This window comes from Gordonia sp. PDNC005, assembly GCF_016919385.1.
Classification (GTDB): domain Bacteria; phylum Actinomycetota; class Actinomycetes; order Mycobacteriales; family Mycobacteriaceae; genus Gordonia.
The window spans coordinates 2399638-2415197 of the sequence record NZ_CP070351.1; the positions used below are offsets into that span (position 1 = coordinate 2399638).

The window sequence follows — 15560 nt, forward strand, 5'->3', positions numbered from 1 at the left end:
CTCTAGCCGACGATCCGACCGTTTCCGTGCAGTTCTGCGCGTAGAGACAAGCGGTCCACGATCGGCCCGCCTCCTGGCCCAGCCGATTCTCGTCACTCATTCTGATTTTCAGCCCGACGCCGTGCTGCCCTGCCCGCAGTATGTCTTGTAGGAGAATTCATGACGCTCACGTCAACCGAGTCGGCCGACGCCGCAGCCGACGCTCCCGCAGCGCCGCGCAAGCGTGCGCGGCCGGTGAAGCGCAAATCTGAGGGCCAGTGGGCACTCGGCTATCGCACGCCGCTCAATCCGAACGAGCAGAACAAGCGCGATGACAATCCGCTGAACGTCCGTGCCCGCATCGAGAACATCTATTCGAAGCAGGGTTTCGATTCGATCGACAAGGCCGACCTGCGTGGGCGCATGCGCTGGTGGGGTCTGTACACCCAGCGCGAGCAGGGCTACGACGGCACCTACACCGGTGACGAGAACATCGATCTCCTCGAGGCCCGGTACTTCATGATGCGAGTGCGGTGCGACGGCGGCAAGCTCGACGCCGCCCAGGTGCGCACTCTCGGTGGGATCTCGACGGAGTTCGGCCGGGACACCGCCGACATCTCAGACCGTGAGAACGTCCAGTACCACTGGATCGAGATCGAGAACGTTCCCGAGATCTGGAAGCGGCTCGAAGCCGTCGGCCTCAAGACGACCGAGGCGTGTGGCGACTGCCCCCGCGTCGTCCTCGGATCGCCGCTCGCCGGCGAATCGTTCGACGAAGTCCTCGACCCGACTCCGGCGATCGACGAGATCGTCCGGCGCTACATCGGCGACCCCGCGTACTCGAATCTGCCGCGCAAGTTCAAGACGGCGATCTCCGGCCAGCAGGACGTCGTCCACGAGATCAACGACGTCGCGTTCATCGGCGTGAATCACCCCGAGCACGGACCCGGTCTCGACCTGTGGGTCGGAGGCGGCCTGTCGACGAACCCGATGCTCGCCCAGCGGGTTGGCGTGTGGGTGCCGCTCGACGAGGTGCCCGACGTGTGGGAAGGCGTCGTCTCGATCTTCCGCGACTACGGATACCGCCGCCTGCGTTCCAAGGCACGCCTGAAGTTCCTGATCAAGGACTGGGGCATCGAGAAGTTCCGCCAGGTCCTCGAGGACGAGTACCTGAAGCGGAAACTGATCGACGGTCCCGCGCCCGAGCAGCCTGCCCGCCCGATCGACCACATCGGCGTCCAGAAACTCCGCAACGGCCTCAACGCCGTCGGGTTCACGCCGATCGCGGGCCGCGTGTCAGGGACTATTCTCACCAAGGTCGCCGACGCCATGGACCGTGTCGGCTCCGACCGGGCCTCATTCACGCCCTACCAGAAGCTGATCGTCCTCGACGTGCCCGACGACCAGGTCGAATCGCTCATCGACGAACTGGCCCCGCTCGGACTGCAGGCCCGGGCGTCCAACTGGCGCCGAAACCTGCTCGCATGCAGTGGCATCGAGTTCTGCAAGCTGTCGTTCGTCGAGACGCGCAAGCGGTCGCAGGTGCTCGCGCCCGACCTCGAAGAGCGACTGGCCGACATCAACGCCCAGCTCGACGTCCCGATCACCGTGAACATCAACGGTTGCCCCAACTCGTGCGGCCGGTCGCAGATCGCCGACATCGGCTTCAAGGGTCAGCTCGTCGAGAACGACCAGGGCGAACAGGTCGAGGGCTACCAGGTCCACCTCGGCGGCAGCCTCGGCCTCGACTCCGGCTTCGGCCGCAAACTACGCCAACACAAGGTCGTCAGCGTCGACCTCGGCGACTACATCGAGCGAGTCGTCCGGAACTTCATCGAGCACCGTGAAGACGGCGAACGTTTCGCCGTGTGGGCCGTCCGAGCAGAAGAGGAGCACTTGCGATGACTGATCTCGACTTCGCTCGACCAGCAGACGAAACCGTCGACGACCTCCGCGCGATCGCCGAGGCCGGAGCGGCACAGCTCGGCCCGGACGCGACCGCGGCGGAGCTGCTCGCGTGGACCGCGGAGACGTTCGGGCCCGACTTCCTGATCGCGGCGAACATGCAGGACGCCGTGCTCATCGACGTCGCAGACAAGGCCATCACCGACAAGGACGCCGTCGGCGGAAAGCTGAAGGCACTGTTCCTCGACACCGGCTATCACTTCGCCGAGACTCTTGGAACCAGGGACGCCGTCGAATCGGTGTACAACCTCGAGTTGATCAACGTCACCCCGGAACAGACCGTGGAGCAGCAGAACGAACTCGTCGGACGCAACCTGTTCGCGTCCGACCCGGGTGAGTGCTGCCGGCTGCGCAAAGTGGTGCCGCTCAAGGCGTCGCTCGCGCCGTACCGCGCGTGGGTGACCGGCATCCGCCGCGTCGAGGCGCCGACGCGTGCGAACGCACCACTCATCTCGTTCGACGACGCGTTCGGATTGGTGAAGATCAACCCGCTCGCCGCGTGGACCGATGAGGAGTTCCAGAACTACATCGACGCCAACGGCGTCCTCGTGAACCCGTTGGTCGACGAGGGCTACCCGTCGATCGGGTGCGAACCGTGCACCCACAAACCGAAAGCCGGAGAAGATCCGCGCAGCGGCCGTTGGGCCGGGCGCGCCAAGACAGAATGCGGGCTGCACGCATCATGACCATTTCCGAGAATCCCACCCGGTCATTCGACCGCGCGGACGAGTTCACCACGCTCGACGCACTCGAGTCGGAGTCGATCCACATCTTCCGCGAGGTCGCGGGCGAATTCGAGCGACCGGTGATCCTGTTCTCCGGCGGCAAGGACTCCACCGTCCTGCTCCACCTGGCGTTGAAGGCGTTCTGGCCCGCACCGCTGCCGTTCTCGCTGCTGCACGTGGACACCGGCCACAACCTCCCCGAGATCATCCAGTTCCGCGACGAGATCGTCGAACGCCACAACCTGCGTCTGCACGTCGCGAAGGTCGAGGATTACATCGCGGACGGTCGCCTGACCGAACGTCCGGACGGCATCCGCAATCCGCTCCAGACCATTCCGCTGCTCGACGGCATCACCGAGAACCGGTTCGACGCGGTGTTCGGCGGTGCGCGACGCGACGAGGAACGCGCCCGCGCCAAGGAGCGGATCTTCTCGCTGCGCAACGCATTCGGCCAGTGGGATCCGAAGCGTCAGCGACCTGAACTCTGGAACCTGTACAACGGCCGCCACGCACCGGGCGAACACGTGCGTGTGTTCCCGCTGAGCAACTGGACCGAACTCGACATCTGGCGTTACATCGCTCGCGAGCAGGTGCTGCTCGCTCCGCTGTACTACGCGCACGAGCGCGACGTGTACGAGCGCGACGGCATGTGGATGACGTCCGGACCGTGGGGCGGTCCGCGCGAAGGCGAGGAAGTCCAGACGCGGACCGTGCGATACCGCACCGTCGGCGACGGCTCGACGACCGGCGCGGTCCTCTCCGACGCCGCCGACAACGAAGCCGTTCTGGCCGAGGTCGCGGCGTCACGCCTCACCGAGCGTGGCGCCACCCGCGGAGACGACCGCGTCTCCGAGGCCGCAATGGAAGACCGCAAGCGCGAAGGATACTTCTGACATGACCGCAACTGTTTCGGGGCTCGCCCCGTCCCCCGACCTGCTGCGCATCGCGACCGCCGGATCCGTCGACGACGGGAAGTCGACCCTTGTCGGCCGACTTCTGTTCGACACCAAGTCGGTTCTCGCCGATCAGATCGACGCCGTCACCAAGGCGTCCGTCGACCGCGGCATGGACACGCCTGACTTGTCTCTGCTCGTCGACGGCCTCCGCGCCGAGCGTGAGCAGGGCATCACGATCGATGTCGCGTACCGCTACTTCGCGACGCCTGCTCGCTCGTTTGTCCTCGCCGACACCCCCGGCCACGTGCAGTACACCCGCAACACGGTGTCCGGTGCGTCTACCGCCCAGCTGGTGATCCTGCTTGTCGACGCACGAAGCGGCGTCGTTGCGCAGACTCGACGCCACGCAGCGGTGATGGCTCTCCTCGGCGTTCCGCGTCTGGTCCTGGCCGTCAACAAGATCGACCTCGTCGACAATCCGGCCGAGGTGTTCGCGGAGATCTCCTCGGAGTTCAACACGATCACCGCGTCGCTGGGCTACTCATCCGACCAGGTGCAGGAGATCCCCGTCTCGGCGCTCCACGGCGACAACGTCGCGATCCGGTCGGAGAACACCCCGTACTACGACGGCCCGACCCTCATCGAGCACCTCGAGAGCGTTCCGAACGACGTCGACCGGGGTCGTGCACAGGACGGCGAGGAGCACGTCCATTCGGTCGGCCTGCGGTTCCCGGTCCAGTACGTGATCCGCCCGCGGACCCCCGAGTACCCCGACTACCGCGGGTACGCCGGTCAGATCGCAGCGGGCCGCGTGTCTGTCGGAGACGAGATCGTCGTCCAGCCGTCGGGCATCCGCACAACCATCGCGAAGATCGACACCGCGGACGGGGAACTGGAGGCCGCTCACACCGGGCGCAGTGTCACTCTGCTGCTGACAGACGACGTCGACATCTCTCGAGGTGACCTCATCTCGTCGGTCACCGATGCACCCGAGCCCGCCCAGCAGTTCACCGCAACCGTCTGCTGGCTCGCGGAGAAGGCCCTGCGGCCGGGAGCACGTCTGCTCCTCAAGCACGGCGCCAAAACGACTCAGGTGATCATCTCTTCGCTCGACGCACTCTTCGACGAGCAGGATCTCGCCGTGCTCGACGCACCGGAGACGGTCGAGCTCAATCAGATCGGCCGCATCTCCCTGATGACTGCCGAGCCGATCGCCGCCGACGACTACCAGGTGAATCGCGAGTCGGGCAGCTTCCTGATCATCGACCCGCAGGGCGGCAACACGCTCGGTGCGGGCCTGATCGGCGACGCACTCGCCCCGCTGCATCTGTCGCAGGCCGCGGCGGTCTGATGACGACGCCGATGTGTGACGGGGACGGCACTGTTGTACTCGTCGCGCACGGCAGTCGTGACGTTCGCTTCGCAGACACCGCTCGACGGGTGCGCGACGCAGTGGCGGCCGCACTGCCCGGGAGTCGGGTGGAGTTGTCGTTCCTCGATCTGAACGCACCGCTCGTCGACGACGTCCTGACGGGACTGTCCGGCGACGTGACCGTGGTGCCACTGTTGTTCGGCGACGGCTATCACTCCAAGATCGATCTGCCCGCGACGATCAACGCCGCCCGCCGCACGCACCCGGGATTGCGGGCCGTCCAGACTCCGGTGATCGGATCCCACTCCCCAGTCCCGGCCCTCTGCGACCGCCTCCGCGAGGCGGGTGTCCGACGCGGCTCGGGCGTTCTGCTCTACGCCGTCGGCTCCAGCGACGCCGGATCCGACGAATCCATCCGTGCCCGCGGCAGTGAACTGTCGTCTGCATTGCGGATGCCTGTCGAAACCGTGTTCGCGACGCGGCTCGGACCCGACGGCCGGCCAGTCGCCGACGCCGTGCAGGCACTCCGAGCTGCGGGCGCCACGTCGATCGCCGCGTCTCCGCTGTTCCTGTCTGCCGGTCTGCTGACCGAGCGTGTTGAACGATGGCTCGACGTGTACGCCCCCGGATCCGTGGTGGCCGGGCCGATCGGCGCCCATCCGGCGATCGTCGACGCCGTCACCGCGCTTCACGGCGCAGCCCTCGTCGGCGTCTGATCGATCCTTTCCGTCAGTCGGTGAACACTCCGTCGAGGAATTCTCCGATGTCGTTGATCGCAGTGGTCCCGAGACCCGTGACAGCAGCCAGATTGGCGACGAACCCGTGGATCTGGCCGTCGTACCGTCGTGCTTGAACGTCGACGCCCGCGTCGGCGAGCCGGTGTGCGTACACCTCCCCCTGATCACGCAACGGGTCGAACTCGGCGGTGACGACAAACGCCGGGGGCAGTCCGGACAGGTCTTCGACAAGCATCGGTGATGCCCGCCAATCAAGCGGATCCGCCTTGTAGCCCTCCCCGAACCACCGCAGCACGTCGACGGTGATGAAGAAGCCGCGACCGTTCTCACGGAGTGACGGGTAGGGCTTGGAGACGTCCGTCGCCGGGTAGATCAGGACTTGAGCCGACAGCGCCGGGCCACCGTTGTCGCGGGCGTCGATCGCTACGACAGTGGCGAGATTTCCACCCGCACTGTCGCCGGCCACCGCGATGCGAGACGAGTCACCTCCGAGTTCGGCGGCATGATCCCCGACCCACCGGGTCACCGCGATCGCGTCGTCGACGGCAGCGGGGAACGGGTCCTCCGGCCCCTTGCGGTAGTCGACGGACACGACGACCGCGCCGACCTGCTTGCAGAGCACCGACACCGGTCCGTGCACGGTCGACGGATTGCCGACGACGAACCCTCCCCCGGGGAAGAAGATCACGACGGGGAACGGTCCCTCGCCTTCCGGCGTGTAGACACGGACCGCGATGTCGCCTGCCTGCCCCGGGATCATGCGCTCGGCGACGTCGGCGACCTCGTCGGGTGCGATCCCCGATCGGACGCTGAGCTTGTCGAACGCCGCCCTGGCCTGATCCAGCGGCATCTCATGCAGCCCACGGCCGTTCTGGGTCGCGGTCAGGAATGCTTGCGTCTTCGGGTCCACTGGCACTGAGGGTCTCCGCTCGTCTCGACGTATCGTCTGATGACGTCAGTCTGCCCCATTGATGTCAGCAGCGATCGAGCCGTCTCAGTTCCGAGTTCGACATCACCGGGGTCGTCGATCCGGCCTTGCGTTCGGCGACACGCTGTCGATCAGACGACCGACGCCTTCTCGACTTTCTGAGAAGAGTCTGAGTATTCTTCCAGCTATGAAACTTCGCCAGTTGCTCGCAGCGTTCGCAATCGTCGGAACGCTCGCGACCTCCGCCACCTTCGTTCCGGGCACCACCCCGGAGGCCGATGCAGCCCGCAGTGGCTACTGGGGAGCAATCTCCTGGGCCTACAACGGGGCGACCGGCTACGCGGTCAACTACCCGACGCAGAAGTCTGCGATCCGAGCCGCCAAGGGCCGATGCGGTTCACGATGCGGGTATTTCACCTTCTACCGCTCGTGCGGCGCCGTCGCGTACAAGTTCACGTCCTACCGCACCTATGTCGGCACCGCCCGCGGCTACCGCACGCGCGCAGGCGCGGAGCGCGCCGCACGGAGCCAGGCCGGGTACGGCTCGCACGTCCGCGGCTGGGCCTGCACCTCGGGCCGCTGACCCCTCGAACAGACGAACCTGGCGTTCGGTGTCATCTGATGACACCGAACGCCAGGTTTGTTTTGTCAGTCGTTCGAGAGCTGCGGAACCTTCGTCGCACGCGCGAAGATCGACTCGCCCGATTGGAGGTTCAAAGCATTCTGGTCACCACGCGTGATCTGTGCGATGAACTCCTCGCCGGTCGTGGCGGCCTTGAGCTCCACGCGAGTCTCGAAGCCGAGGTTGACGACACGTTCGACCGACGCCTTCACCACTCCGGTGTCCAGCGACGAATCTGGTCCGGGGAACACCATCTCCGGGGTACGTCCGAGGCGGATGTCGTGCGGACGGACGAGTTCACCGTTGAGGCGTGACACCGAACCGAGGAACGACGCGACGAACACGTTGTCCGGACGGTCGTAGAGATCGTCCGGGGCCCCGACCTGCTCGATACGTCCCTTGTTGAGCACGGCGATCCGGTCGGAGACGTCTAGTGCCTCCTGCTGATCGTGCGTCACCAGGACGGTCGTCACGTTGACCTCGTCGTGAAGCTTGCGAAGCCACTTGCGCAGATCCTCGCGGACCTTCGCGTCGAGTGCACCGAACGGCTCGTCGAGCAGCAGCACCTGCGGGTCCACCGCGAGCGCCCGAGCCAGCGCCATGCGCTGACGCTGGCCGCCCGACAACTGCGCAGGGTAACGCTTCTGGAAGACGGTGAGCCCGACGATGTCGAGCAGTTCGTCGACCTTCTTCTTGATCTCGTCCTTGGGACGTTTCCGGATCTTGAGGCCGAACGCGATGTTCTCACGCACCGTGAGGTGCTTGAACGCGGCGTAGTGCTGGAAGACGAATCCGATGTCGCGCTGCTGCGGCGACGCGGAGGACACATCGCGCCCGTTGATCTTGACCGTTCCCGAGTCGAGCCGGTCGAGTCCCGCGATGGCGCGGAGCAGAGTGGACTTGCCCGACCCCGACGGTCCGAGAAGGGACGTGAGCGACCCCTCCGGGATGTCGATCGACACGTCGTCGAGGGCAGCGAATTCGCCGTAGCGCTTGTTCGCGCCGATCACCGAGATGGACATGTCAGATCTTCTCCTGCGCTGTTGTGGAGGGGACGGAACCGCTGGTTGGGGAATCGACGACCGAGGCACTGGCGTCGGCGACACGTCCTTGGACACGTCGCTCGATCACGGTCATGAAGACGAGGACAACAATCGCGACCAGCATCAGCAGCGTCGCGGCGGCATAAGCGCCGTACTCGTTGTAGTCGTCGGTGTACCTCGAGTGGACAAGGAGGGTCAGTGTCTGCGAGACGCCGGGGAAGTTCGACGAGACCATGGTGACCGCACCGTACTCGCCCAGTGCCCGGGCGACAGTCAGCACCACCCCGTACGTGAGGCCCCAGCGTATGGCCGGGAGGGTGATCCGCCAGAACGTCTGCCAGCCGGTGGCGCCCAGTGTAGACGCCGCCTCTTCCTGTTCGGTGCCGATCTCACGGAGCACCGGTTCCACTTCGCGGACGACAAACGGCAGGGTGACGAAGATGGTCGCCAGCACCATGCCGGGCAGTCCGAAGATGATGCGGAAACCGAGTGATTCGACTCCGCCGAACCAGCCGTCGACGCCCCAGAGAGCGATCAGAGCAACACCGACGACGACCGGCGACACAGCGAACGGCAGGTCGACGATCGCCTGCAGAACGCCCTTCCCGCGGAACCGTCCGCGAGCGAGGGCGATCGCCATGACGATGCCGAACACGACGTTCAGCGGGACCACGATCACCACGATCAGCAATGACAGTTGCAGGGCGGAGATGGCGGCGGGGGTGGTGATCCAGTCCCAGAACTGGCCGAAGCCGTGCTCGAACGACCGCCAGAAGATCAGGCCGACGGGCACCAGGAGCAGGACGAACAGGTAGACGAGGGCGACGCTGCGCAGACTCAGGCGCGTCCATTTCGACACGATCATGCTTCCGAGCCCTCCCGTGAGGTCTGGATGCGCGAGATGACGCGCAGGATGAACAGGACGAGGAATGCGATGACAAGCAGGGCGACCGAGACTGCTGCCGCGTTGACGGGTTCGTCGACCTCGATCTGCTGCTGGATGTACTGCGATGCGACCTGTGTCTCGCCGGGGATGTTGCCACCGATGAGGACGACCGATCCGAATTCGCCGATCGCGCGGGTGAAGGCCAGGCCGGCGCCGGTGAGGATCGACGGCAGCAGCGCGGGCAGCACGATCTTGACCCAGATGGTCCGGTTGCTGGCTCCCAGGACCGCGGCGGCCTCCTCAACACTCGTGTCGAGTTCCATGAGGACCGGCTGCACCTGACGGACCACAAACGGCAGTGTCACGAACGTCAGCGCGATGATCACGGCGGGTTGGGTGGCCGACAGGTGCACGCCGATCGGGCTGTTGGGCCCGTACAGCGAAAGCAGGACCAGGCTGGCGACGATGGTGGGGAGTGCAAACGGCAGATCGATGATCGCGTTGACGAACGCCTTGCCCGGGAAGTCGTCGCGGACGAGGACCCACGCGATGATCGTCCCGAAGACCACGTTCACCAGTGCGACCACCAGCGACACGACAACAGTGATGCCCAGCGTGTCGAGGGCAGCCGGATCGGTGATGCCGTCCCAGAAGCCGCTCGGGCCGTCGTCGAACGACTGCGCCGCGATCGCGGCGAGCGGAAGCAGGACGATGATGCTCAGCCACAGGCCGGCGACGCCGACGGTGATGCCGGTGGTCGATCTGCGGCCCACGCTCGCCGGCGGGTCCTGCAGGTCGGTAGCGGTGTCGGTGCTCAACTGCCCGCCTCCTTCTTGTAGATCGCGGTGATCTCACCGTCGGATCCGAACAGTTTCTTGTCGGTGGCCTTCCAGCCCCCGAGATCGTCTATCGTCCACAGCCGCGAGATGTCGCCGGGGAACAGGTGAGCGGTCTCCGCCTTCACCGCCGCGTCGACGGGACGGAAGCCCGCGCTGGCCCAGAGACGCTGGGCCTCCGGGGTGAACAGATACGCCACGAAGTCGCGGGCGGCGGCGATGTCGTCACCGGTGTCGACCACTGCGACCGGGTTGTCGATGCGGAATGTCTCCGACGGCACGACATAGTCGATCCGCTCGGACTGCGACACGTCCGGGTTCTTCCGCTTGAGCATGATCGCCTCGTTCTCGTAGCTGATCAGGACGTCGCCCTGCCCCTTCTCGAACGCGGTGGTCGCCTCACGACCCGACTTGGGAAGCACCTTGACGTGATCGCGGACCAGTTCGCTGACGTACGCCAGACCGGATTCCGGGTCCTTCCCGCCGGAGCTCTTGGCCGCGTACGGCGCGAGCAGGTTCCACTTGGCCGAGCCGGAGCTTCCGGGATTCGGAGTCACGACTTCGATGCCGGGTCGAAGCAGGTCGTCCCACGACCGGATGTTCTTGGGGTTCCCCTGACGGACGACGAGCGCGACGACCGAGCCGAAGGGCACCGACTTGTTCGGCGCCTGCTTCTCCCAATCCTCGGCGACGAGACCGGCTTTGACCAGGCGAGTCACGTCCGGCGCTACGGAGAAGTTGACGACGTCGGTCGGCAGTCCACGCGCGACCTTGCGCGACTGGTCACCCGACGCTCCGTACGACTGCGAGAATCCGATGTCGCTTCCGACACTCGTGGCGCGGAAGGCCGGAATCACCTTGTCGAACCCGGTCTTGGGCGTCGCATAGGCGACAAGATTGATGTGGCGAGATCCCGACGAGATGTCGACGCCGCCTGGCTTGTCCGTGGATCCGCCGCCGCACGCGGCGACCGATACGACGAGTGCTGCGGTCATCATGAGGCAGCCGATGATCCGGCGCGGACGCCGCACGCGCCGATAGGTCTTCTCCGAGTTCACGCGATGACACTAACGAGGGATCGGTGTTGTCCTCAACGCTTGCGATCGACCTGGGCAGAAGATCGTGACCAGCGGCGATCGGTGTGCTTACCGCGCCAGTTGGACGTGAACTGCGGTTATCGCGGCGGCGCGTCCCGTCGCGAAGCGTTCATGGTTTTTGATTCACGCTGATTGAAAGTCGTGCCGTCGGCGCCGACGCTGCATCAACGGGTGAGGAACCAGGCCAGGATCACCAGAAGAATGAGTGCGACCAGTGCGAGCGTCACCTTGGAACGGAACATTACTCAGATACCCAATCCGTGATCGTCACCGACGTCTCGCCTGCTGAGCAGCATGACGAGTCGTCTGACGAGGAAGTTGACTGCGAGTGCGATGACCGTCGCGAGCGGGATGACGACGATGAGAGTCACCACCAGCTGCGGGACGAACGGCAGTCCGGTGAGCCACTCCTCCACCGAGTCCCACCACGACAACACACTGTCCACGCGCCGGTCACCTCGTCTCACCGCTGCTGAATCGTCCCCGTCACCGCAGGAGCACAGCAACGCCTCGGAGCGTTGAAGACGCTCTACTGGTGAACTCTACTCGTCGACCCCGGCCAGACCTCGGCGAGTCAGGAGCGGTGTGATCTGCGCTGCACGTCCGAGCATCGTGGCGTGCGCCCGGACGGGATCCTCGCTGTCGCCCTTCGACAACACGGCGTCGGCGAACCGCTGACCGAGTTCGCGGTCCAGTCCCCCACCCTTGAGGAACCACTGCTCGGTCTCGGCGTCGAGCACCTCCGACCAGATGTACGAGTAGTACGCCGACGAGTAGCCTCCGCCGAACACGTGGTTGAAGTATGCGGTCCGGTAGCGCGGCGGTATCAACTCCGATGACAGGCCGGCCTCGGCGAGAGCCCGCGATTCGAAGGCGAGCACGTCGATTGGCACGTCGTCCGGTCCGAGCCGGTGCCAGGCGAGGTCGAGTGCGGCGGCCGCAAGGTACTCGACGGTCGAGTGCGCGGTCTCGGTGGCCGTCGAGGCCCGGACCGCGTCGAGCAGTGCTGCCGGTGCGGGTTCACCCGTGCGGTGGTGCCTCGCGTAGCCGACGACCACATCGGGATGCAGCGCCCACATCTCGTTGACCTGCGACGGGAACTCGACGAAGTCCCGCGGCACCGACGTGCCCGACTGCGAGACGTAGTCGACGTCGGAGAGCAGTCCGTGAATCGCATGGCCGAACTCGTGGAACACGGTGATCAGCTGGTCGAACGTCAGCAGGCACTTCTCGCCCGCTTCCGGCTTGGTCAGATTGGAGACGTTGACGATGATCGGCGACGTCCCGAGTGTCCGCGACTGATCGACGATGTTGTTCATCCACGCGCCGCCTCGTTTGGACGGACGTGCGAAGAAGTCCCCGAGGAACAGACCGATCCCGCGGTCGTCGCGTGAGACCTCCCATACTCGGACGTCGGGGTGGTATCCCCGCAGGTCGGAGCGCTCGGTGAGAGTCAGCCCGTACAGCGCGCGCGCTGCCGCGAACACACCGTCTGTGAGCACTGCCTCGAGTTCGCAGTACTGCTCGAACTCGTCGACACCGGGTGCGTCGTCGACGCCGCCGTTCTGGGCGAGCGCGAACGTGACGTCGGCGGGGCCGAACGGCCCGTCGAACCGCTCTCGAAGTCCGGCCAGTTCGCTCTCCGCCGCTGCCATGGCGGCGGTGCCGAGGCTCGAGAGCAGGTCGGCGACGGTCTGCGAGTCGGGCGCGGTCTCCTCGGCGATCACATATTCGGCGTGTGTCGCGTAGCCGAGCAGACGGGCACGACGAGCACGCAGGTCGACGATCTCGCGGACCATGTCGCGGGTGTCGTGGGCACCGCCGCGTGAGCAACGGTTGACCGAGGCGTCGTACACACGCCGACGAGACTCCGGCGCGGTCAGCTTCGCGACACTCCCCTGGCTGGTCGGAAGTTCAAGGGTCACCAGCCAGCCTGCGTCGTGCCCGGCGTCCGCGGCGGCCCGCCGTGCCGCCGCGATCTCCCCGTCGGACAGCCCGTCGAGTTCGGCGACACTCTCGAACAGGACGGCGGAGGCGTTCGTGTCGTCGAGGAGACGCTGACCGAAGTCTGTGGTCAGAGCCGCCAGCCGCGACGACCATTCGCGCATCCGGGCCTGCCCGGCGTCGTCGAGTGCCGCACCCGCCCGCACAACGGCGCGGTACCGCTGCTCGGTCAGCCTGCGCTGCGGGCCGGTGAGCCCGGACGTCTCCCTCGCACTGTGGACCGCGTCGATCCGCGCGAACAGCGCCGAGTTCATCGCGATGGTGTTGCTGTGTTCGGTGAGCCGCACCGCGAGAGTCTGTGCGATCTGCGCTCGCTGCGGATTGCTGTCCGGGCCTTCGAGATTGAAGAAGATCCCGTTGGCCCGGGCCAACGCGCGGCCCGAGTTCTCCAGCGCCTCGATCGTGTTCGCGAAACTCGCCGGTTCCGGGTTCGACGCGATCGCGTCCACCTCGGCGAGGTGTTCGGCGAGGGCGATGTCATACGCCGGCAGGAAGTCGTCGTCCGAGATGGCGGCGAAGTCGGGCAACCCGTACGGGAGGTGAGACTCCGCGAGCACCGGGTTCGTCGAATGGAGAGCCATGCGACCAGCGTGCCACAGGCCGACCTGCTACTTGCCCTTCGCCTTGTCGCCGGCCTCATCGGTCGAGAGCGCGGCGACGAACGCCTCCTGGGGCACTTCCACGCGACCGATGGTCTTCATGCGCTTCTTGCCCTCCTTCTGCTTCTCGAGGAGCTTGCGCTTACGGCTGATGTCACCGCCGTAGCACTTGGCGAGGACATCCTTGCGGATCGCGCGGATGTTCTCGCGGGCGATGACCTTCGAGCCGATGGCCGCCTGGATCGGCACCTCGAACTGCTGCCTCGGAATCAGTTCCTTCAGTTTGTTGGTCATCTTGTTGCCGTAGCCGTACGCCGAGTCCTTGTGGACGATCGCACTGAACGCGTCAACGGCCTCACCCTGCAGCAGGATGTCGACCTTGACCAAGTCGGCCTCCTGCTCGCCCGCCTCTTCATAGTCGAGGCTGGCGTAGCCGCGAGTGCGCGACTTGAGGGCGTCGAAGAAGTCGAAGATGATCTCCGCCATCGGGAGGGTGTAACGCATCTCGACACGAGTCTCGGACAGGTAGTCCATGCCGCCGAGCTCACCGCGACGCGACTGGCACAGTTCCATGATCGAGCCGATGAACTCACTCGGCGCGATCACCGTCGTCTTGACCACGGGCTCGAAGATGCTGCGGGTCTTGCCCTGCGGCCAGTCGGACGGATTTGTGACGACCTGCTCGCTGCCGTCGTCCATCACCACCCGGTAGACCACGTTCGGGGCCGTCGAGATCAGGTTCAGGCCGAACTCGCGCTCGAGCCGCTCACGCGTGATCTCCATGTGCAGAAGGCCGAGGAAGCCGCAGCGGAAACCGAAGCCGAGAGCGACTGACGTCTCCGGCTCGAAGGTGAGCGCCGCATCGTTGAGCTGCAACTTCTCGAGTGCCTCGCGGAGCACCGGGTAGTCCGAGCCGTCTACTGGGTACAGGCCCGAGTAGACCATCGGACGAGGTTCGCGGTAGCCGGTGAGCGCTTCGGTCGCACCCTTGCGGGCACTCGTGACGGTGTCGCCGACCTTCGACTGGCGGACGTCCTTCACGCCGGTGATCAGGTAACCGACCTCACCGACACCGAGCCCCTTGGTGGCCTTCGGTTCGGGCGAGACGATGCCGACCTCGAGCAGTTCGTGCTGCGCGCCCGTCGACATCATGGCGATCTTCTCGCGAGGCGCGATCTTGCCGTCCACCACGCGGACGTAGGTGACCACACCACGGTAGGTGTCGTAGACCGAGTCGAAGATCATCGCGCGCGCCGGGGCATCCGCGTCGCCGACCGGTGCGGGCACCTGGCGGATCACTTCGTCGATGAGCGCGCCGACGCCTTCACCGGTCTTGCCCGAGACACGGAGCACCTCATCGGGTTCACAACCGATGATGTGGGCGATCTCCGCCGCGTAGCGGTCGGGGTCGGCGGCGGGAAGGTCGATCTTGTTCAGGACGGGGATGATCGTCAGATCGTTGTCCATCGCGAGGTACAGGTTCGCGAGAGTCTGCGCCTCGATGCCCTGCGCGGCGTCGACGAGCAGCACAGCTCCTTCGCAGGCCTCCAGGGCACGCGACACCTCGTAGGTGAAGTCGACGTGGCCCGGCGTGTCGATGAGATGAAGGACGTAGTCCTCGTTGTCCTTCTTCCACGGCAGACGGACGTTCTGCGCTTTGATCGTGATGCCGCGCTCACGCTCGATGTCCATGCGGTCGAGGTACTGGGCGCGCATGGCACGCTCCTCGACGACTCCCGTGAGCTGCAGCATCCGGTCGGCGAGCGTCGACTTGCCGTGGTCGATGTGCGCGATGATGCAGAAATTGCGGATCTTCGCGGGATCGGTGAACGTCGTATCAGCGAACGTGGAAATCTCTACTGCTCCTTGGC

At 65.7% G+C, this 15560-nt stretch carries 14 protein-coding genes; 6 read left to right on the forward strand and 8 right to left on the reverse strand.

All coding sequences use genetic code 11. The features are described 5' to 3' along the window. Positions 1 to 159 precede the first annotated feature (159 nt). Genes JVX90_RS11325 through JVX90_RS11345 form a run of 5 tightly spaced genes read left to right on the forward strand, consistent with a single transcriptional unit; the run spans position 160 to position 5653 of the window. A complete protein-coding gene (locus tag JVX90_RS11325) occupies positions 160 to 1884 on the forward strand; it encodes a nitrite/sulfite reductase (protein WP_205328882.1) in 1725 nt (574 codons plus the stop codon). Continuing rightward, on the forward strand, positions 1881 to 2630 hold the full coding sequence (locus JVX90_RS11330; RefSeq protein WP_205328883.1) for a phosphoadenylyl-sulfate reductase: 750 nt from the start codon (positions 1881 to 1883) through the stop codon (positions 2628 to 2630). Before JVX90_RS11325 ends, JVX90_RS11330 begins: the two co-directional genes overlap by 4 nt. Continuing rightward, the gene (gene cysD / locus JVX90_RS11335) at positions 2627 to 3562 is read left to right on the forward strand and encodes a sulfate adenylyltransferase subunit CysD (protein WP_240193865.1); all 936 of its coding nucleotides are present in this window, start codon (positions 2627 to 2629) and stop codon (positions 3560 to 3562) included. The genes JVX90_RS11330 and cysD overlap by 4 nt, the downstream gene beginning before the upstream one ends. A gap of 1 nt (position 3563) precedes the next feature. Continuing rightward, entirely contained in the window at positions 3564 to 4916 is a 1353-nt protein-coding gene (locus tag JVX90_RS11340) for a GTP-binding protein (protein WP_205328885.1), read from the forward strand. Then, positions 4916 to 5653 carry a sirohydrochlorin chelatase gene (locus JVX90_RS11345; protein ID WP_205328886.1) on the forward strand — a complete coding sequence of 246 codons (738 nt, stop codon included), beginning with the start codon at positions 4916 to 4918 and terminating at the stop codon, positions 5651 to 5653. The genes JVX90_RS11340 and JVX90_RS11345 overlap by 1 nt, the downstream gene beginning before the upstream one ends. 13 nt (positions 5654 to 5666) lie before the next feature. Here JVX90_RS11345 and JVX90_RS11350 read toward each other — a convergent pair whose 3' ends face one another. Further along, a complete protein-coding gene (locus JVX90_RS11350) occupies positions 5667 to 6584 on the reverse strand; it encodes an alpha/beta hydrolase (RefSeq protein ID WP_240193866.1) in 918 nt (305 codons plus the stop codon). 205 nt (positions 6585 to 6789) lie between these two features. On the opposite strand from JVX90_RS11350, the gene JVX90_RS11355 reads away from it, so the two are divergent. Further along, a complete protein-coding gene (locus JVX90_RS11355; protein ID WP_205328888.1) occupies positions 6790 to 7185 on the forward strand; it encodes a DUF4189 domain-containing protein in 396 nt (131 codons plus the stop codon). A gap of 65 nt (positions 7186 to 7250) precedes the next feature. Here JVX90_RS11355 and cysA read toward each other — a convergent pair whose 3' ends face one another. The 7 genes from cysA to lepA form a co-directional block, all read right to left on the reverse strand. After that, entirely contained in the window at positions 7251 to 8246 is a 996-nt protein-coding gene (gene cysA, locus JVX90_RS11360) for a sulfate ABC transporter ATP-binding protein (RefSeq protein WP_205328889.1), read from the reverse strand. 1 nt (position 8247) lies between these two features. Continuing rightward, a complete protein-coding gene (gene cysW / locus JVX90_RS11365) occupies positions 8248 to 9132 on the reverse strand; it encodes a sulfate ABC transporter permease subunit CysW (RefSeq protein ID WP_205328890.1) in 885 nt (294 codons plus the stop codon). Beyond that, a complete protein-coding gene (gene cysT, locus JVX90_RS11370; RefSeq protein ID WP_205328891.1) occupies positions 9129 to 9971 on the reverse strand; it encodes a sulfate ABC transporter permease subunit CysT in 843 nt (280 codons plus the stop codon). Before cysT ends, cysW begins: the two co-directional genes overlap by 4 nt. Continuing rightward, positions 9968 to 10987, reverse strand: a complete 1020-nt coding sequence (locus JVX90_RS11375) for a sulfate ABC transporter substrate-binding protein (protein ID WP_205332390.1) — start codon at positions 10985 to 10987, stop codon at positions 9968 to 9970. The genes cysT and JVX90_RS11375 overlap by 4 nt, the downstream gene beginning before the upstream one ends. Before the next feature lie 344 nt (positions 10988 to 11331). Continuing rightward, positions 11332 to 11532, reverse strand: a complete 201-nt coding sequence (locus JVX90_RS11380) for a hypothetical protein (protein ID WP_205328892.1) — start codon at positions 11530 to 11532, stop codon at positions 11332 to 11334. Between the two features lie 96 nt (positions 11533 to 11628). Beyond that, a complete protein-coding gene (locus JVX90_RS11385) occupies positions 11629 to 13671 on the reverse strand; it encodes a M3 family metallopeptidase (RefSeq protein ID WP_205328893.1) in 2043 nt (680 codons plus the stop codon). 27 nt (positions 13672 to 13698) lie between these two features. Beyond that, positions 13699 to 15543: a translation elongation factor 4 gene (gene lepA, locus JVX90_RS11390; protein ID WP_205332391.1), complete on the reverse strand. Its 1845-nt coding sequence runs from the start codon at positions 15541 to 15543 to the stop codon at positions 13699 to 13701. Positions 15544 to 15560 lie beyond the last annotated feature (17 nt).